We start from the raw sequence: 18776 nt of genomic DNA, 5'->3' as shown, positions 1-18776 counted from the left end.
CCCCGTCAGTACGTCGCGCGGCCGCCCGAGAGGTCGAACACGCCGGCCGTGGTGAAGCTGTTCTCGGCCGAGGCCAGGAAGGCGACCATGGAGGCCACCTCGTCCGGCAGCAGGAAGCGTCCGCGCGGAATCTTCGCCAGCATGTAGCCGATATGCTCCTCGCTCATCTGGTCGAAGATGCGGGTGCGCGCCGCCGCCGGCGTGATGCAGTTCACGGCGATGTCCTTGTCGGCGAGCTCCTTGCCGAGCGACTTCGTCAGCGCGATCACCGCCGCCTTCGAGGCGGAATAGGCGGAGGCATTGGGATTGCCCTCCTTGCCGGCGATCGAGGCGACCAGGACGATGCGCCCGTAATTGCGCTTGACCATGCCTGGGATCACCGACCGGCAGCAATGCAGCGTGCCGTCGACATTGAGCTTCATGACCTTGGCCCAGTCCTCCAGCGGATATTCCCAGGTCTTGTGATTGGGTCCGGCGATGCCGGCGCTGGTGACGAGGATGTCGATGCTGCCATGCTGGGCCTCCAGCGCGTCGCTCGCCTTCTGGACGGCAGCCGCATCGGTCACGTCCACGCCGACGCCGATCGCGCCATGGCCGATCTCGGCCGCGGCCTTGGCTGCGAGCGCGGCATCCACATCCCAGATCGCGACGGTCGCGCCGCTCTGGGCAAAACGTTCGGCGACGGCGCGGCCGATACCTTGCGCCCCGCCGGTCACGATGGCGACGCGCTTCTTTAAATCGATTTGGTTCATGCCCAGCCCTCCCGAACGTCTTATGCGAATCACCCTAGCCGGCCGGATTGGCACCGGCCAGAGGGCATCGCCGCTTCGGTGAAATGCGCAGGGCCGCTATGCATTTCGTTAAGGATGATCGCAAAAAGATCAGAGCCGAGGGTCTTCGCCGCGTGCCGGATCGGGGCAGCCGGGCCGGGCTCTGTTTCGGGGCGGCACGGCACCCGGAGGGGTGCGGCGGCGTGGCCCCGGTTATCGTTCCGGTTCGGTACAAGGCCTTGTTGCTGCAAGAGGATTGCCATTAACGCGCCTTCGCGGATCGCGGGAAGAAGCCGTTCACCTTTCAGCCGGCTTTGCCTTGACCCGAGGCCCGGAACGGCCAAGACATCGTGATGTTCGCAATGGGCCGCTGCGCCCCTGATCGAGAGCACCGTGTCCGCAACCGCCTCCATCACGATCGCTCGCGAAGCCGGAAGCCGAAAGCGACCGGGCTATGCCAAGCGCGATATCGGCGGGATCGGCATCGCCGTGATGGAGCGTGAGGCGGCGATCGCCGAGGTCACCGACGCGGTGCTGACAGGCGGCCACATGAAGCTCGCCTTCTGCAACGCCAATCTGGTGAATGTCGCGGCCGACAATGCCGCTCTGCAGCGCAGCCTCTCGACCTTCCTCGTGCTGGCCGATGGCATCGGCGTCGATCTCGGCAGCTGGATGCTCTACGGCAAGGCCTTCCCGGCCAATCTCAACGGCACGGATTTCTTCCCCACGCTCTTCGCCCGCTCCGAGCGGCCGATGCGGGTCGCCCTGCTCGGCGGCCGACCGGGCGTCGCCGACCGCGCGGTCGCCAATCTGGCGCAGCGCTATCCGGCACATCGCTTCAGCGTCGTCTCGCACGGCTATTTCACCGCCGACGAGGAAATCGTGCTTCTCGGCAAGCTGAAGGTCGAGCGTCCGGACCTGCTGCTGGTGGCCATGGGCAATCCGCTGCAGGAGCGCTTCATCGCCGACAAGCTCGGGCCGCAGCATGGCTCGGTCGCGGCCGCCGTCGGGGCGCTGTTCGACTTCTTCGCCGACGAAGTGCCACGTGCGCCCGAGCTGATGCGCCAGATCAGACTCGAATGGATCTACCGGCTCTGGCTCGAGCCGCGCCGGCTCTGGCGCCGCTACGTTCTCGGAAATCCCGCTTTCCTCCTGCGCATGGCCCGGCAATATGCCGTGGGGGGCCGACGGAGCGGGTGAGTCCAACCAATTGAATGAAACTTTTGCCCTGGCGACGCCGAGCTACAGGGGCGATATCGAGCGTTGCCGGCTGCTCTGCGCCAGCATCGATCGCTTCGTCACCGGCCATGCGGTCCATTATCTTCTGATCGAGGACCGCGACGTCCCGCTGTTTCGGGATCTCGAAGGGCCGCGTCGCCGCATCCTGCCGGAATCGCAATTATTGCCGGGCTGGCTGCAATCGCGGCCCGATCCGCTGAGCTTCGGCACGCGCCGGCTCTGGACCGGGTTTCAGGCGCTGGCGCGCGGCATCCCGCCGCTGCGCGGCTGGCATGCCCAGCAGCTCAGGAAATTCGCGGTCGCAAAAACCTGCGCCGAAGACGTCATCCTCTTCGCCGATTCCGACATGCTGTTCGTGCGGCCCTTCGACCTGACCAGCTTGTCGGATGACGGTGCGATCCGGCTCTATCGCAAGCCGGATGCGATCACGGCCGACATGGCGCGCCACATCCCCTGGTGTAACCATGCCAGCGCCCTGCTCGGGCTCGATGCGCCATCGTTCCCGAGCCCGGACTACATCAACAATCTGGTGAGCTGGCGCCGCGACCATGTGCTGGCCCTGCTCGACCATGTCGAGAGCGTCAGCGGGCGCGACTGGGTCTCCGCCATCGCGCGCGAGCGGCAGTTCTCGGAATATGTGATCTACGGCTATTTCGTCGAACGCGTGCTGGGGCTCGAGGCCGCCGGCCACTGGCCGGACGCGCGCGAGCTCTGCAAGGTCTACTGGTTCAGCGAGGATGTCGCCGGGATGGATCGGCTCGCCTCCTTCGAGGAGGTTCTGGAACCCTGGCAGGTCGCCATCGGCATCCAGTCCTTCATCGGCGAGCCGCTCGATCGCATCCGCGCCCTGTTCGAGCGGCAGGCCTCAGCGTAGCGGCCTGCGACCCTGCGCCAGCAGCGTGTAGGTGAAGCCGGCCGAGGCGAGATAGACCACGCCGAAGACGAGGTTCATTGAGGCGGCCCAGCTTCCGGCCTCCGGGAACCGCGTCATCACCACCGAGATCAACCCGGCCTTGATCGCGGTGAGCAGGCACAACAGAGCGATGCGCGAGCCGGTGCGCTCGCGGGCGTAGAGCAGTTCGGCGTGGTACTCGACGAGATTGCGGAAGGCCGGGACCAGCAGCATCGGTGCGAACAGATAGGCGGCTTCCGAGACGTTGCGGCCGAGCAAATGCGGGAAGGGCTTGAGTGCGATGATGACGGCGACGAGCCCGGCGACCGAGACGAGCGCGATTCCCGCTTCGTAAGCCGCAAGCCGCCTGAAGCCGCCGACGCCACGCTCCTGCATGATCTTCTGCACCAGCATCTGGTTGAAGCTGCGCACCGGCATCGCGGTGAGGTCGATCACCCGGAGCGCGATGGCATAGAGGCCGGCGGTGCGCTCGCCGGCGAGGCCGAGCACCAGGAGCTTGTCGAGTTCTGACTGGACGTAGAACACGATATCGGCCGCGCCGGCGAAGACGGCGTCCGCCATGCGGCGCGGATAGAGGCTGCGCACGAAGCGCCAGCGTGCCGCCGGCAGGAAGGCGAGGAGCGCAACAGCCGCGCTCGCCATCGTCGCCCCGCAATAGGCAAAGGCCCAGATCTCGAGGCTGGCATGGCCGAAACCGGCGAAGAGCAGGGCCGCGATCGTGCGCAAGCCCGAGCCGATGATCACGAGCAGGGCCGCCTGCCGGAAGCGCCTGAGTCCGTTATTGACGATGGCCACAACCTCGACGAGGCGCCAGCCCAGGACCTCCGCGACGATGATCGCCGCGAAGGGCAGGAGTGCGAGGCGCTCCGCGAAGAGCAGCAGATAGGCGGCGCCGGCGACCAGCGTGATCAGCGGCAGCGAGAATGCGGACAGGCCCGCGAAGCCGGACAGATAGGCACCGAGCAGGCGCGGCTTGACGGTGGCGACCCGGTAGAGCGGCGAGATGAAACCGAAGGCCAAGAGCCGTGACAGGATGAGCCCGGTCGAGGACGCCGTGGCGAACAGACCGAATTCGCCGAGGGTCAACGTATTCGCAACGATGAGGAAGTAGACAAGGGAGATCACGAGCCGGCCGGCGGAGCCGCTCAGGATGGTGAGGTAGGCGAAGATGGTGGCGCGATCCGGCAGCATGACCTGTTTCCGCGGCGGCTGGCCCGGCGCGTGCCTCAAGCGTTGCAATGTGACGAATCCCTCTTAGCCCAGAGGCGTTGAACGACCCTAAACGATACGGAAGCGTCCCGATTGACTGAGCAGCAACCCGAAACGGACCGGAATGAGGCGTCGCCGACGCGCCGCGACCTGCTGCGCGGAGCCGCGGCCGGCTTGATGGCGGGCAGCCTGGGAGGACCGGATTCCGCGCTTGCGGCCGCCCGGCCGATCCCGTTCGGCTCTGCGGCGGAGATCGACACCTTCCGCAAGGACGCGCGCTATCGCGAGGCGCTGAAGCGCTATTGCGACGTCATCGTGCCGATGAACGACCTGAAATGGGAGGCGCTGCGGCACGACCGGCCGCGCTTCGATTTCTCCGGTGCCGACGAACTCGTCGCCTTCGCCGAGGCGAACAGGAAGGTGCTGCGCGGCCACACGCTGCTCTGGGGCGAGGCCCTGCCCAACTGGGCCAGGGAGATGACGACGCGGGCCGAGGCCGAGCGCGAGCTCGTCAACCACATCGAGATCGTGGTCGATCGCTACAAGGGGCGGATCGCCACCTGGGACGTGGTCAACGAGGTCATCAAATACGATCCCACCGAGGGCGGCCCCTGGCGCGACACGATCTGGCAGCGCCTGCTCGGGCCGGAGCATGTCGACATCGCCTTCCGCACCGCGGCGCGGGTCGACCCGAAAGCCCGGCTCGTCCTCAACGATTTCCATTTCGAGGAGCCGGTCCCCGGCGCCGCTGCCCGTCGCAAGGTCGCGCTCGATATCTGCCGTCGCCTGAAGGACAAGGGCATCCCGGTGCATGGCGTCGGCATGCAGGCCCATCTCTATGCCGACAAGGGCATCGACGTGGACGGCCTGCAGCGCTTCATGCGCGATCTCGACGAACTCGGCCTCGATGTCGAGATCACCGAGCTCGACGTCATCGACTGGAAGCTGCCGGCCGACGCGGCGAAGCGCGACAAGACCGCCGCCGCCCTGGTCTCGACCTTCCTCGACGCTGTCGTCTCGGCCAAGCGGCCGAAGGCGATCGTCACCTGGGGGCTGACCGACCGCTATTCATGGGTTCACGAAACTTTCCCGCGCAAGGACAGCGCCCGCGCCCGGCCCCTGCCGCTTGATGCCGATTACCGGCAAAAGCCGATGATGGCCGTGCTCGAACGCTACCGGCGTGGCACAGTGTGATGCGGGACAGTGAAGCGTAGCGTCATGTTCACAACCGAGCCGGCTGCAAGCGAAGCACAGGACAGGCATGATCGCCACGGGCAAGACCGCCGCGAGCGGCCGGCTGTTGCCATGCCTGCCCAGCTTGCCCGTCTCGCTGATCCCGTCTGGATTATCGGGACGCTCTGGGCGCGGCGCGGGCTGATCCTGCTGATGGCCGTGCTCGGTCTTGCCCTGGCGATCCTCGCCGGGCTGCTGATGACGCCGAAATACGTCTCGACCGCGCAGCTCTTCATCGATCCGCGCGATCTGCGCGTGCTCCAGAACGACGTCTCGCCCAATACCGTCGGCAGCGACCCGACCTCGATCACCGGCTATCTCGAAAGCCAGGCGCGGGTGATCGCCTCCGACAGCATCAAGTCGCGGGTTGTCGAGCGGCTGAACCTCGATCGTGATCCCGATTTCGGCGGAGCCTCGGCCGGCTTCCTCTCCCGCCTGCTGGGTACTGACACCGGCCCGTCGCCGAAAGCGACGCTCTACGCGCTGGCGGCGCTCGACCGAACGGTCGGCGTCCGGCGCGGCGAGCGCACCTTCGTCATCGACATTTCCGCGACGGCGCAGGACCCGGACAAGGCGGCGAAGATCGCCAATGCGCTGGCCGAAGCCTATCTGGAGGACCAGACGGCGGTCCGATCCGAGGCGGCGCAGCGCGCGACCACGGCCTTGACCGGCCGGCTGGAGGAATTGCGCAACCGTCTGCGCATCGCCGAGGAAAAGGCGGAGAAATACAAGGAAGCCAACAACATCGTCGGTGTCGGCACCCGCTCGCTGAGCGAGGAGCAGTTGTCGCTCAACAACACGCAGCTCGTCGCGGCCCGGACCCGCGCAACCGAGGCCAAGGCCAAGTACGACCAGATCACGGCGACGCGTGCGACCAATATCGAGGCCGGCGCGATTCCCGAAGCCGTCGCCTCCAACACGATGACCGCGCTGCGCGCCCAGCTCGGCGCGGCGCTGGCGCGCGAGGCGGATCTCGTCTCATCGCTCGGCGCACGTCACCCGGCACTGGCAGCGTCGCAGTCGCAGGTGCGCGATGCCCGCCGCCAGATCGCCGACGAACTCTCCCGCATCGCCCGCGCCGCCAAGGCGGAATATGACCGCGCGGTCGAGGCCGAGCGCCAGCTCGCCCGCCGCGTCGACCAGCTCACGGCTGGGCAATACGCCGCCGGCCGCGCCTCCGTGCAGTTGCGCGAGCTCGAACGCGAGGTCGAATCCTCGCGTGCCATCTATGACGCCTTCCTCAAGCGCGCCCGCGAGACCGGCGAGCTCGGCGGCATCGATACCACCAATGCCCGCATCATCAGCCCGGCCATGCCGCCGCTCGAAAAGAGCGGCATGAGCCGGCGGACGCTCGCCATGCTCGGCGCCTTCGGCGGCGGCGGCGCAGGCGCCATGCTGGCGCTCGGCCTCGCCCTGTTCGCCGTGCCGCGACCTCCGGCCAGCAGAGAAACCCGCCCCCGCAAGCCGTTCTGGCGCCGTGCGCCGCGTCCCGTCGCGGCGGAGGCGGTTGCGGAGGAGCGGCCGATATCCGCGCCTCCCGCGCCCGCGGCTCCTCCCTCCCCTCCGCCGCAAGCCAAGCCGTTCTGGCGCCGCGCGCCGCGCCCCGTTGCCGCCGAAGCGGCCGAGGACGCGCGGCCAGCACCCAGGTCAGCCTCGCCAGCCGCTGCCTCGCCCCAGCCCGCGGCAATGCGGCCGGAGCCGTCGTCGCCGGCGGCTTCCACGGGGCTGGGGCCGGCGGGCTGGCGGCGTCTCATGGCGATTCAGGGTGGGCAGGCGGAGCACGCCGCGCGCCAATCCGCGCCGGTGGCCCAACCGATTCCCGAGCCGATACGCCGCTCCGTTCCCGCGAGGGTGCTCGAGGCAGCTCCCGAACCTGCCTCCCAGCCCGCTGCCCTGCCGACGCTGGGCACCATCCCATCCGTGCGCAACCGCCGCTGGCGGCGTGGTGTGGCGGAGGCGCGCTCGGTCTTCCAGGGACAGGCGCACCTGGTCGATGTCATCGACAAGCCGCAAGGCAGCTTCGCCGAGGCCGTCTCGGCCATTCGCCTCGCGCTGGCCGGAGCAGCGGGGGGCGAGCAGCGCCGCCGCGTCCTTGTTCTCGGCGTCGAGCCGCAGGCGGGGGCGACCACGCTCGCCCTTAATCTCGCGCTGGATGCGGCCCGGTCCGGTCTGCCGGCGCTGCTCGTCGATGCCGGCGACGGCGCTCACGGCCTGACCCCGGTTTTCGCCGCCGATGCGCCGCTTGGGCTTGGCGACGTGCTGGCAGGGCGTGCGGCCCTGGCGCGTGCGATCCTCAAAGACGAAGGCACCGGCCTAACCTTCCTGCCGCTTGCCGGAAACCCGGCGCCGGCAGGGCAGGGCTCGCTGCGGACCGGGCCGTTCGCGGCGGCGCATCGTTTCGGGCCGATGATCGTCGATGGCGGCAGCCTGCCGATCGCGGGGCTGATCGGGCGCTTTGCCGAGGCGGTCGACGATATCGTTCTGGTCGCGCGCGACGCTGGTTCCGCCAAGGCAGTGGCAGAAGGCTGGCAGAAGGCGCTCGGGCCCCACGCGAACAAGCTGCGCGGCCTCGTGATCAACGCGGCCTGAAGCGTCTGCCGCGGCGAAAGCCGGGTCAGTTCTTCTCGGGCTTGCGGTATTGCTCGTTGGCGACGCCGAATTCCGACATCAACCGGCCGATCGCGACCTGCGCATGGTAGAGCCCGATCAGCCCGGAACCGGTGCGGATGCCGAGCGCCAGCCCCCGCGGAACCGCCGCTGCGAGCAGGGCCAGGGATTTCGTCAGCACCCGCAGCCTGCCGGCGGTTCCAGGATTCTGCCGCCGCTCGATCGCCGCCGAGATCGCCCCGTTGCGCAGACCGCGCGCGTGGATCCAGGCGAATTCGCTGCGCCGTGCCGGCATGGTCTCGCACTGCGCCGCCTCCTGCACCCACCAGAAGCGGAAGCCGGCTGCCTTGGCGCGGGTGAAGAAATCGGTGTCGCCGCCGCCGGTGAAATCGAAGCTCTCGTCGAGGAAGGGGAAGCCGAGCCTCTCGAGCACGCTGCGCCGGATCAGGTAATTGGCGCTCGAATAGAGCATCGGCGCCGGCCCGGAGGCGCTGTAATGCGACCGGAACACCGGATGCGCCGACAACCAGGCGCGCGAGGCGTCAGTGAAGACCGGCGTGACCGAGCCGCCGAACAGCTCTGCCGGTGCGGTCCGGGCGGCCTTAACGAAGGCGTCGAGCCAGCCCGGCTCCGCCTCCTCGTCGTCATCGATGCCGAGGATCTGTTCCAGGGCCGGGAAGCGCGTCAGGGCGCAGCGCCAGGCGGCGTTATAGGCCTTGCAGTTGCCCTGGCGCGGCTCGACGAGAACGAAGCCCTTGAACAGCCCCGCCGCGAGCAGGGCACTGGCGCGGGCCGCCCCGGCGCGCTCGATGCCCTCGTTCTCGACCACGATCACCGCGAAATCATGTCCGCCCTTTTGGCTGGCGAGCGAGCGCAACGTCGCTTCCAGCATGTCCGGACGCTTGAAGGTCGGTACGCAGACGACGCTCGTCACGCCCGCCAGCGCTTCTGGCGCCGAACCGGCCACAACCGCGAAGCTTTCGGGCGTGCCGAAGACCGGCCCGGCGGGGTGGTCCGGCCCGCCTCCCGGCGTGCTCTGGGCTGTCTGGCTGGCCATGGTCATCGGCCCGCAAGCTAGGCTGCGGCAGCTTAAGGTTCGGTGTCCGCCTTCGCCGAAAGAGCGGCCGATCCCGCCAACTCCTATTGATCATAGCCGACGGCGCAGCTTGACCTGCCCGGCCAATGAGACGAGTGGAGTTACCACCTGTCGACGAGCTTTCCGCCTTGCGTCTTGCTTTCCTGACCTCGCTCATTCCCGTCGCCCGGCCGGATACCGGCTTCGAGATCGCCAATGCGGCGATCCTCTTGGCGTTGCGCGCGGCCGGGCACAAGGTCACGGCGATCGGCTTCCTGCGCCCCGGCGAGGTTCCGGCCGAGCCGGAGCAGGCGGTCGTGGTCGCCGAGGCCGATATCGAGAACGCGGTGGTGCCCACCGCCCAGAAGCTGCGCTGGCTGGCGGCTGCCGTGCGGCTCGGCTTGCCGGTTGCCTGCGCGAAGCTCAGGCTCGCCGGAGCGGGCCGCCTCGTCGAGGCCGTCCGGGCTCACGGGCCTTTCGACGCGCTGGTCCTGAATTCCGTCATGCTGCCGGGTGCTTTTCCGGAATTGCTGCGGCTCGCGCCCTGCATCCTCGTCGAGCACAATGTCGAGCATGTTTCGGCCGGCCAGAACGCCGATCATGCCGAAAGCCTGCTGTTACGCCGGCTCTACCGGCGCGAGGCGGGCTTGCTGGAGCGGCTGGAGCGACGGCTCTGGCACGAGGCGCGCTTCATCTGGACGCTGGCCGAGGAGGACCGGCAGGCGCTCGGCCTCGCCTATCGGGAGAAATCCTGCGCCCTGCCGCTGGTCTCCTCTCATAGCCCGGCCGCGTCGCCACCCGGTAATCCCGGCGAGGCCCCGGCCTTCGATGTCGGCCTGATCGGCACCTGGACCTGGGGCTCGAACCTGATCGGCCTGGAATGGTTCCTCAAGGAGGTCTGTCCACTCCTGCCGGACGACATCCGCATCGCTGTCGCCGGCCGGGTGCCGCCCGAATTGCGAACGCCGCTGAACGTGACGCTCGTCGGGCGCGTGCCCTCGGCCGAGCATTTCCTGCGCTCCTGCCGGCTGATTGCCCTGTCGAGCCGGGCGGGTACCGGCGTGCAGCTCAAGACGATCGAAGCGATGCAGCTCGGCCTGCCGGCGGTCGCGACCGCTCTGTCCTGTCGCGGCTTCACGACGTTGCCGGCCAACTTCACCTCTGCCGATACGGCGGCGGATTTCGCCCGGGCGGTGACGGAGCGCGTCGCCGCGATCCGTGCCGGCGATCGGCAGCGCATCGATGGCGCCGCCTTCATGGAGGGGCAGCGTCTGGCGCTGGCGGACGGGCTCGCGCGCGGGCTTGCCGTTGCCGCGGCGTAGATCATCGCGCGTCCGATAGGACGCGGTAACGATGATCTATCCGATGCTAAAGGGCGGCTATTCGGCTGCGGCTTTGCGGTCCCGGCGGCCGATCAGGCCGAAGATCGGCCCGGCCGAGACCATCACCAGGAAGACGCGGATGATGTGATGGGCCGCGACGAAGGCGACCTCCGTATGGAGCGCCAGCGCGATCAGGCTCATCTCGGCGAGGCCGCCCGGCGAATAGGCCAGGATCAGCGGGACATGGCCGTGCACGGACATCAGCGCGACGAGCCAGGCGAAGCCCAGCGTCAGCGCCAGCAGAATCATGGTCGAGCCGACCGAGAGCAGCAGCACCCGCAGGATGATGCGCGGCGCCGTGCCGACGAAGCGGCAGCCGATCGTCACGCCCAGAACGAGCTGCGCCGCATTGACGATCTCCGACGGCGGCATCGCGGCGCTCAGGCCGGTGACATGCACGATCGCGCTGACCAGCATCGGGCCGAGCAGGTATTTCGCGGGCATCCGCAGCCAGTGGCCGACGATGACGCCGGCGATGCCGCAGCCGATCAGCCAGAGCTCGGAACCGAGCGGCGTCTGTGTGATGGAAGGGCCGGCGACGCGCCCGCCGCTCAGCGTCACCCCGCCGATCCATTGCACGATGAAGGGCAGCGTCATCACCACGAGCAGGATGCGGGCCGAATGGATCAGCGCGATGATGCGGGCATCGCCGCCCTTTTCTTCGCCGACGGTGACCATCTCGATCAGGCCGCCGGGCATGCCCGAGAAGAAGGCGGTGACCGGGTCGAACCCGGCGACGCGGCGGAAATAACTGACGCAGCAGAGCCCGCAGGCGACCATGAACAGCACGAGCCCGGCGAGCGTCGGCAGCCAGTTCGGCATCTGCGAGACCACCTCCGGCTTGAACGAGGCGCCGAGCATCACCCCGATCACCGCCGTCATCGGCGGGCGGATCACCGCTGGCGCGGCGACCGGCAGGTTGACCAGCGCGGTGACGGTGCAGAACACCATCGAGCCCAGCATCCAGGGCAGGGGCAGCTTGGCCTGCACGAAAAGCCAGCCGCCGAGCCCGCCGAGCGCGAGCGCCAGCGCGAAACGGCGATAGGGGAAGCGGTTGGGGGCGAACGCCTTGAGGCCGTCCAGGAAATCGTCGAACACGGCCTTCATCGGCCGATGCCGCCGTGCCGGATCGGCCGGTCGGTTTCCAGGGCCGCCCGGAGGCGGGAAGAGGGGCGGTCTCGAAGCGTCAAGCGGCAGGTCCCTTTGAGGTTCCTCCTAGAGCCTGTTCGCCGCCTTGCACAGTCCGCGCCGGGTATGTCGCCCCTGCGCGTCGCGCGGCCGGAACAACGCGGCCATGTCGCATTGTCATTGGCCGAATTGCCGCGTTTCCTCAATGATTTGCGGCAAGGGATGAAATGCCGCGCCGGCCATCGGCCGCCGACCACTGGTTGAGGGTGATGAGCGAGGAACGGCAGTCCGGCCGGCAGGGTCGGCCGGGGTTCGAGGGCGATGCCCCCTGGCACGAGCCGGCGGCTTCCGCACCTCCCGGGCCCGGGTCTTCCGCCTCCGTTCCGATCGTCGAGGCCGAGCCATCGGGTGGCGTGAAGGCAGGCCGGTTCGGCTGGCTGGAAACCCGCAGGCAGCGCCTGCGCTACTGGTGGCGCGGCGCGAGCCCGAATCTGCGCGGTTCGGTCTTCATGCTCGCCGCCTTGCTTGTCTATGCGGTGATGGTCGCCGGCATCAAGCATGTCGGACAGGCCATCCCGCTCGCGCAGATCCTGCTGATCCGGCAGGTGATCATGACGGCGATCCTGCTGCTCTTCGCCGCCGGCAGCCTGCGGCGGGCGCTCCATACCGACCGGCTCGGCCTGCAGGTCTTCCGCAGCGTGGTCACGCTCCTGTCCATGCTGTGCGGCTTCACGGCGGTCGTCAAAATCCCGCTTGCCCAGGCGACCGCCATCGGTTTCAGCCAGGTGCTGTTCGTCACCATCGCGGCGGTCCTCGTTCTCAAGGAGGTCGTCGATATCAGGCGCTGGACGGCGACGGCGATCGGGTTCGTCGGCGTGCTGATCATGCTGCGGCCGAGCTCGGAGGGCCTGGATATCTATGCCATGCTCGCTGTCGCCGGTGCGATCTGCGGCGCCGCCATCACGGTCAGCGTCCGCAAGCTCGCCGCGAGCGAGCGCACCGATACGATCCTGCTCTATCAGGGCATCGTGCTGATCGTGCTGCTGGCGGTACCGACCTGGGCGTGGTGGCAGATGCCGACGCCCAATCAATGGTTCTGGCTGATCACGCTCAGCGTCTTCGGCACCGCCGGGCAATGGCTGATCACCCGCGCCTATCAGGTCGGCGAGGCGGCGGCGCTGGCGCCGCTCGATTTCAGCCGCCTGCTGCTGGCGAGCTTCACCGGCTTCGTCTTCTTTGCCGAGATTCCGGCGCTCACCACCTGGCTCGGCGCCGCTATCGTCATCGGCGCGACGCTCTATACGATCCGCAAGAACGCCCGCACGACGGCACCGCCGCCAGCCGCGGCCTGAGCGTCGGGATTGCGCCGCTCCCGCCCCAGGGGCTATGAATCGGCGCACGCCTCTCCGCGTGCGGCCGCCGGGCCTCGGCCCCGCGACAGCGAGATCCAGAGGCCCGATCATGCGCATCGAAAACGATCCGAAGCTCGATTTCCGCGACGTGCTGATCCGCCCGAAGCGCTCGACGCTGGGCAGCCGCGCCGAGGTCGATGTCGAGCGCTCGTTCCGCTTCGCCCATACCGGCAAGGAGTGGAAGGGTTTTCCGCTGATCGCCGCCAACATGGACGTCGTCGGCACCATGGCGATGGCCCGTGCGCTCCTGAAGCACGGCGCCATGGTCGCCCTGCACAAGCATTACAGCGCCGAGGAGCTGATCGCCTTCTTCCGCGAGCCGGGCTCGGCCAATGCCTTCTATTCGTTGGGCACGACCGATTCCGATCATGACAAGCTCAAGGCCGTCCATGCCCGCTCGCCGATCACCAAGATCTGCCTGGACGTCGCCAACGGCTACACCGAAAAATTCGTCGACACGGTCAAGGCGACGCGCGCAGACTTCCCGGATGCGGCGATCATGGCCGGCAATGTCGTCACCGGCGACATGACCGAGGCGCTGATCCTCGCCGGGGCCGATATCGTCAAGGTCGGCATCGGGCCGGGCTCGGTCTGCACCACCCGCAAGATGACCGGCGTCGGCTATCCCCAGCTCTCCGCCATCATCGAATGCGCGGACGCGGCCCATGGCCTGAAGGGCTTTGTCTGCGGCGATGGCGGGCTGACCGTGCCCGGCGACGTCGCCAAGGCCTATGGCGGCGGCTCCGATTTCGTGATGATGGGCGGCATGCTCGCCGGCCATGACGAATGCGAGGGCGAAATCCGCTACGAGGAGCGCGACGGCGAGACGGTGCCGGTCGCGATGACCTTCTACGGCATGTCCTCGGACACGGCGATGAACAAGTATTCCGGTGGCGTCGCCAAGTACCGGGCCTCCGAGGGCAAGACCGTCGAGGTGCCCTATCGCGGCCCGGTCGAGGGCACGATGCAGGAACTGATGGGCGGCGTGCGCTCGGCGATGACCTATATCGGCGCGGTGCGCCTGAAGGAGATGTCGAAGCGCACGACCTTCATCATGGTCGGCAGCCAGCTCAACACGATCTTCGGCAACTGACGCGGATTGGCATTTCCGCCGCTACCGCTTTCCTTGCTCCTGTTGCATAGTCGCTTTGCAACACAGAAGGCTGCTGACGGCCTCGGGGAGACGGATATGACGATCAGAATCTTGGGAGCGGCGTTTTTGCTGGCCGCGGGAACTTCGATGGCGCAGGCGCAGCAGCTCGCGCCGAGCCCGACGCTGGACGCCGTCAAGGCGCGCGGCAATCTCGAATGCGGCGTGCATCTCGGCCTGCCCGGCTTCTCCTTCGCCAATGACAAGGGCGAGTGGAGCGGGCTCGATGTCGATTACTGCAAGGCGCTGGCTGCTGCGGTGCTCGGCGATGCCAACAAGGTGAAATACACCCCGACCTCGGTGCAGCAGCGCTGGCCGATCCTGCAATCGGGCCAGGTCGATGTGCTCGCGCGCAACTCGACCATCACCTTCTCGCGCAACGCGACGCTCGGCCTCAACTTCCAGGGCATCAATTTCTACGAGGGCCAGACCTTCATCGTCCGCAAGTCGGCCAATGCCAAGACGGCGGCGGATCTCGACGGCGCCTCGGTCTGCGTCGCTGCCGGCTCGACCGAGGAGAAGAACGCCGCCGACTGGTTCCGCGAGCGCAACCTCAAGACCACCATCACCAATTTCCAGAAGAACGACGACGCCATCGCCGCCTATGACGCGGGCCGCTGCGACGCCTATACCGCCGGCGTCGGCGCGCTCGCCGGCCAGCGCGCCAAGCTCAAGAACCCCGAGGAGCACATCATCCTGACCCAGCCGATCTCGAACGATCCGCAGGGGCCGGTGACGCGCTGGGGCGACGAGCGCTGGCAGCTCATCGTGCGCTGGGTGCTGAACGGCACCATCGCGGCGGAGGCGCTCGGCGTCACCTCCAAGAACGTCGACGAGATGAAGGCGAACTCCAAGAATTCGGAAGTCCGCCGCCTGCTCGGCGCCGAGGGCGGCTTCGGCGCGATGATGGGGCTCTCGAACGACTGGATGTACAACGTCATCAAGCAGGTCGGTAACTACGGCGAGAGCTACGAGCGCACCGTCGGCATGGGCTCGAACCTGAAGATGGAGCGCGGCCAGAACCAGCTCTGGACCAAGGGCGGCCTGCTCTTCACCCCGCCCTTCCAGTGAGAACAGTGAAGGCTCGTCATGGCCGGGCTTGACCCGGCCATCTCGGAATTCAGCCCAAGCGTCACGAGATTCCCGGGTCAAGCCCGGGAATGACGTCCGCGAACCTCGATCGAGGTGGTCGTGAGCAGCTTCCTATCCTTCATCAACGACAAGCGCGTCCGGGACTGGTTCTACCAGATCGCCCTGATCCTGCTGCTCGTCGGCCTCGCCGTGTTCTTCGTGCGCAACGCCTCGGAGAACATGGTCAAGGCCGGCATCGCCTCGGGCTTCGACTTCCTCTGGCGCACCTCGGGCATCGAGGTGCCCTTCGTCCTGACCAACTATACGCAGGCCGACAACATCCTCGCCCTGTTCTGGGTTGGCGTCGCCAACACCATGCTGGTGACCGTGATCGCCATCGTGCTGGCGACGCTGCTCGGCTTCGCGCTCGGCATTGCCAGGCTGTCCTCGCACTGGCTGCTCTCGACCATCGCCGGCGCCTATGTCGAGTTCGTCCGCAATATCCCGCTGCTGTTCTTCGTGCTGTTCTGGTATTTCGGTGTCATCGCCGCCCTGCCGCAGCCGCGCCAGAGCATTGGCCTGTTCGGCGTCGCCTTCCTCAACAACCGCGGCATCACCATTCCGCTGCCGGATGCGCCCGACAATTTCCGCTGGGCGGCGCTGGCGGTCCTGGTCTCCTGGCTCTGCTACTGGCTGGCCAGCGCCTGGGCGCGCCGCCGCAAGGAGCGCACCGGGCAGGACGCGCCGCTTCTCGCCATCGGCATCGGGCTGATCGTGGTGGTGCCAGCGCTCGCGATCGCCTGGGCCAGCCTCGCCACGCGCTGGGACATTCCGGTGCTGCGCGGCTTCAACTATCGCGGCGGCTTCGTCGTGATCCCTGAATTCGTCGCGCTGCTCGCCGCGCTCGTCACCTATACCGCCGGCTTCATCGCCGAGATCGTGCGCGGCGGCATCGAATCCGTGGCGAAGGGCCAGAGCGAGGCGGCCTCGGCGCTGGGCCTGCGTCCCGGCCGCATCCTCAGCCTCGTCGTCATCCCGCAGGCGCTGCGGGTGATGACCCCGCCCCTGACCAACCAGTATCTCAACGTGCTCAAGAACTCGTCCTTCGGCGCGGCGATCGCCTATCCCGACGTGGTCAGCCTGTTCATGGGCTCGGCGCTCAACAATACCGGTCAGGCGATCGAGATCATCGCCATGACGCTCGCGGTCTATCTCGTCATCGGGCTCGCGGTGTCGGCGCTGATGAACTGGTACAACGCCCGCATCGCCCTGGTGACGCGATGACCCGCACCTCCTCCCTCTCCCTCTGGCGCGAGCGCCTGTTCGGCACGCCCTTCACTGGCTTCACCAGCGTGGTGCTGGTTGTGCTGATCGCCTGGATCGCGATACCGCTGATCCGCTGGGCGGTGATCGATGCGACCTGGGTCGGCTCGACGCGGGCCGATTGCGCGCCCGGCGGTGCCTGCTGGGTCTTCATCCGCGCCCGCTTCGGCCAGTTCATGTACGGGCTCTATCCGGTCGACCAGCGCTGGCGTGTCGACATCGCCGGGATCGCCTTCGTGCTGGGGATTGCGGCGGTGGTCCTGGCACCGCAGCGTCTCAGGCTGAAGCTCGGCCTCGCGATGCTCGTCGTCCTGCCGCCGCTCGGCATCTGGCTGCTCTCCGGCGGTTTCGGCTTGCGTGATATCGAGACGCGCGAATGGGGCGGTCTGATGCTGACCCTGTTCATCTCGATCTATGCGAGCCTGATCGCGATCCCGCTCGGCATCCTGTTCGCGCTCGGCCGACAATCGGAGCTCAGGATCATCCGGCTGATCAGCGTCATCTTCATCGAGTTCTGGCGCGGCGTGCCGATCATCGCGGTGATCTTCCTAGCGTCGCTGCTGCTGCCGCTGATCCTGCCCGGCGGCATCGGCATCGACCGGCTGGCGCGCGCCGTGATCGGGCTGGGCTTCGTCATCGCCGCCTATATGGCGGAAGCGGTGCGCGGCGGTCTGCAGGCCCTGCCCAGGGGCCAGCGCGAGGCGGCGACCGCGCTCGGCCTCAACTACTGGAAGGCGACGGGCCTGATCGTGCTGCCGCAGGCTCTACGCATCTCGCTGCCGGCGATGACCAACGAGTTCATCGCGCTGATCAAGAACACGACGCTGGTGCTGGTCGTCTCGATCCTCGACCTGCTCGGCATCGCCCAGGCCTCGCTTGCCGATCCCAACTGGGTCGGCATGAACATGGAGGCTTATGTCTTCTCGGGGGCGATCTACTGGCTGATCTGCTTCGCGCTCTCGCGCTGGAGCCGCTCGCTGGAGAAGAAACGGAGGTTGTGAGGAGTCTGGGCATGGGCCGTCTCGGGCGGAGCGAAGCGCAGGCCCGAGAATCTCTTCCCGGAAATGATACTGGAGCCTCTCTCGTCTCGAGATGCTCGGGACAAGCCCGAGCATGACGTACCCTTCCATCAGGCAATAAAAAAACCGGCCTCTCGGCCGGTTTTCTTTGTTCGACGCTCCGAATCCAGATCAGGCCCGGGCCTTGCTCCGGTCGCGCCGGCGGTCGGCGGCAGGCTGGTAGGCGATGCGGGCGTGGTGGCTGCAATAGGGCAGGCCGGTCTGCGAACGCGCGCCGCAGAAACGGAACTCCGGGGTCGTCGGGTCGCCCATCGGCCAGCGGCACATGTATTCGCGCAGGTCCATGATGGTGACGCGCTCCGAGAACGGGATCACCACGTCCTCGGAGGGCAGCGGCGACGCCTCGACCGCGCTCTCCACCTCGGCGGCGAAGTCGGGCGCGAGCGCATGGGCGCCGCGCGTCGGCGTGGAGGCGGCTCCGGCCATCGGATGGCTCGGCGAGCGCGCCGGGGCCTTGCGGGGTGCGTTGCTGCGCGGCGCGGCCGGCTGTGCCGCGCTCTTGGCCCGGCCCGAAAGGCCCAGGCGGTGGACCTTGCCGATCACCGCGTTGCGCGTGACGCTGCCCAGCTCGGCGGCGATCTGGCTGGCGCTCAGCCCATCGCTCCAGAGCTTCTTGAGCAGCTCGACGCGCTCTTCCGTCCATGCTCCGGCTTCGTTCATCCGCATCACCTGTCTTGTCCGGCCGATCCCTTGCGGGTTCGGCCTTTAAGGGCGCTTCGTGACGGAATCCGGGACCGGCGGCTCTGTCACGGGGACAAGGCCGTTGCTGCCGCAACAGACGGTACAGGAGGCGCCGCACGAAATGTCGTATCTGACGAAGCCGACCATACAAGCTGCGGTGACTCGCGAACAAGAGTCGGCGAATCGGAATTCGGCTTTTCCCCAGGCGATTCGCGAATGCGCGGTCAAGCGAATCCTTTCGGCAACACTGTCCCCGCCGCATTGAATTGACAGCCGCGGCCTCCTTAAGCATATTTATCCACAAGGTGACGCCGCCCCGCTCGGGCGGCGCTTATGTTTGGCGGATCAAGGTTCCGACGATGCGGATGACGGCGCGACGAGAGATCGGGAGCTGGGCGCGACGATAACGTCGCCGCCGGGTCGTATCATGGCTGCATACTGCAGCATCCACCCCGGATCGTCGTTTTCCGTCCAGCGCCAATCCGTTTCTCACCCCGTCCCCTT

15 protein-coding genes are annotated in these 18776 nt (G+C 67.6%); 10 read left to right on the top strand and 5 right to left on the bottom strand.

Annotated features, from left to right (window positions below):
* Positions 1–5 precede the first annotated feature (5 nt).
* On the bottom strand, positions 6–752 hold the full coding sequence (locus tag AC1RLU_RS21905; protein ID WP_113584792.1) for an SDR family NAD(P)-dependent oxidoreductase: 747 nt from the start codon (positions 750–752) through the stop codon (positions 6–8).
* A gap of 411 nt (positions 753–1163) precedes the next feature.
* Between AC1RLU_RS21905 and AC1RLU_RS21900 the strand changes: the two genes are divergently transcribed.
* Both AC1RLU_RS21900 and AC1RLU_RS21895 read left to right on the top strand, forming a co-directional pair.
* Positions 1164–1970, top strand: a complete 807-nt coding sequence (locus AC1RLU_RS21900; RefSeq protein WP_492798184.1) for a WecB/TagA/CpsF family glycosyltransferase — start codon at positions 1164–1166, stop codon at positions 1968–1970.
* A 10-nt stretch (positions 1971–1980) separates the two neighbouring features.
* Positions 1981–2883: a DUF6492 family protein gene (locus tag AC1RLU_RS21895; protein WP_091857643.1), complete on the top strand. Its 903-nt coding sequence runs from the start codon at positions 1981–1983 to the stop codon at positions 2881–2883.
* Here AC1RLU_RS21895 and AC1RLU_RS21890 read toward each other — a convergent pair.
* Positions 2875–4113, bottom strand: coding sequence for a lipopolysaccharide biosynthesis protein (locus tag AC1RLU_RS21890; RefSeq protein WP_492798182.1), 1239 nt, complete (start codon positions 4111–4113; stop codon positions 2875–2877). The genes AC1RLU_RS21895 and AC1RLU_RS21890 overlap by 9 nt on opposite strands.
* Positions 4114–4224: 111 nt before the next feature.
* Here AC1RLU_RS21890 and AC1RLU_RS21885 point away from each other — a divergent pair, with 111 nt between their 5' ends.
* Together AC1RLU_RS21885 and AC1RLU_RS21880 are read left to right on the top strand one after the other, a co-directional pair.
* Entirely contained in the window at positions 4225–5325 is a 1101-nt protein-coding gene (locus tag AC1RLU_RS21885) for an endo-1,4-beta-xylanase (RefSeq protein ID WP_492798180.1), read from the top strand.
* A gap of 111 nt (positions 5326–5436) precedes the next feature.
* Positions 5437–7953 (top strand): exopolysaccharide transport family protein, encoded by a 2517-nt coding sequence (locus AC1RLU_RS21880; protein WP_492798178.1) that lies wholly within the window; start codon positions 5437–5439, stop codon positions 7951–7953.
* Positions 7954–7978: 25 nt separating this feature from the next.
* Here AC1RLU_RS21880 and AC1RLU_RS21875 read toward each other — a convergent pair whose 3' ends face one another.
* Entirely contained in the window at positions 7979–9028 is a 1050-nt protein-coding gene (locus AC1RLU_RS21875; protein WP_492798176.1) for a glycosyltransferase family 2 protein, read from the bottom strand.
* Between the two features lie 134 nt (positions 9029–9162).
* Between AC1RLU_RS21875 and AC1RLU_RS21870 the strand changes: the two genes are divergently transcribed.
* Positions 9163–10368 carry a glycosyltransferase gene (locus AC1RLU_RS21870; RefSeq protein ID WP_492798174.1) on the top strand — a complete coding sequence of 402 codons (1206 nt, stop codon included), beginning with the start codon at positions 9163–9165 and terminating at the stop codon, positions 10366–10368.
* Positions 10369–10425: 57 nt separating this feature from the next.
* Here the strand turns inward: AC1RLU_RS21870 and AC1RLU_RS21865 are convergent, their stop codons facing one another.
* Positions 10426–11535 (bottom strand): AbrB family transcriptional regulator, encoded by a 1110-nt coding sequence (locus tag AC1RLU_RS21865; protein ID WP_091857635.1) that lies wholly within the window; start codon positions 11533–11535, stop codon positions 10426–10428.
* 290 nt (positions 11536–11825) lie between these two features.
* Here AC1RLU_RS21865 and AC1RLU_RS21860 point away from each other — a divergent pair, with 290 nt between their 5' ends.
* The 5 genes from AC1RLU_RS21860 to AC1RLU_RS21840 all read left to right on the top strand — a co-directional run bounded on the left by AC1RLU_RS21860 (position 11826) and on the right by AC1RLU_RS21840 (position 17513).
* The gene (locus tag AC1RLU_RS21860) at positions 11826–12908 is read left to right on the top strand and encodes a DMT family transporter (RefSeq protein ID WP_492798172.1); all 1083 of its coding nucleotides are present in this window, start codon (positions 11826–11828) and stop codon (positions 12906–12908) included.
* A gap of 109 nt (positions 12909–13017) precedes the next feature.
* Entirely contained in the window at positions 13018–14061 is a 1044-nt protein-coding gene (locus AC1RLU_RS21855) for a GMP reductase (RefSeq protein WP_061971090.1), read from the top strand.
* Positions 14062–14157: 96 nt separating this feature from the next.
* Entirely contained in the window at positions 14158–15189 is a 1032-nt protein-coding gene (locus tag AC1RLU_RS21850) for an amino acid ABC transporter substrate-binding protein (RefSeq protein WP_061971088.1), read from the top strand.
* A 120-nt stretch (positions 15190–15309) separates the two neighbouring features.
* Positions 15310–16473 (top strand): amino acid ABC transporter permease, encoded by a 1164-nt coding sequence (locus tag AC1RLU_RS21845; protein WP_248309208.1) that lies wholly within the window; start codon positions 15310–15312, stop codon positions 16471–16473.
* Complete coding sequence (locus AC1RLU_RS21840; protein WP_492798170.1) at positions 16470–17513, top strand: amino acid ABC transporter permease; 1044 nt, start codon at positions 16470–16472, stop codon at positions 17511–17513. Before AC1RLU_RS21845 ends, AC1RLU_RS21840 begins: the two co-directional genes overlap by 4 nt.
* A 189-nt stretch (positions 17514–17702) precedes the next feature.
* Here AC1RLU_RS21840 and AC1RLU_RS21835 read toward each other — a convergent pair whose 3' ends face one another.
* Complete coding sequence (locus AC1RLU_RS21835) at positions 17703–18251, bottom strand: GcrA family cell cycle regulator (protein ID WP_492798169.1); 549 nt, start codon at positions 18249–18251, stop codon at positions 17703–17705.
* Between the last annotated feature and the right edge of the window lie 525 nt (positions 18252–18776).

The sequence above is a fragment of the Allobosea sp. GW822-FHT05A11 genome (assembly GCF_058800455.1).
The sequence above is the reverse complement of the archived record's forward strand: the minus strand, read 5'-3'. Positions and strand labels throughout refer to the sequence as shown.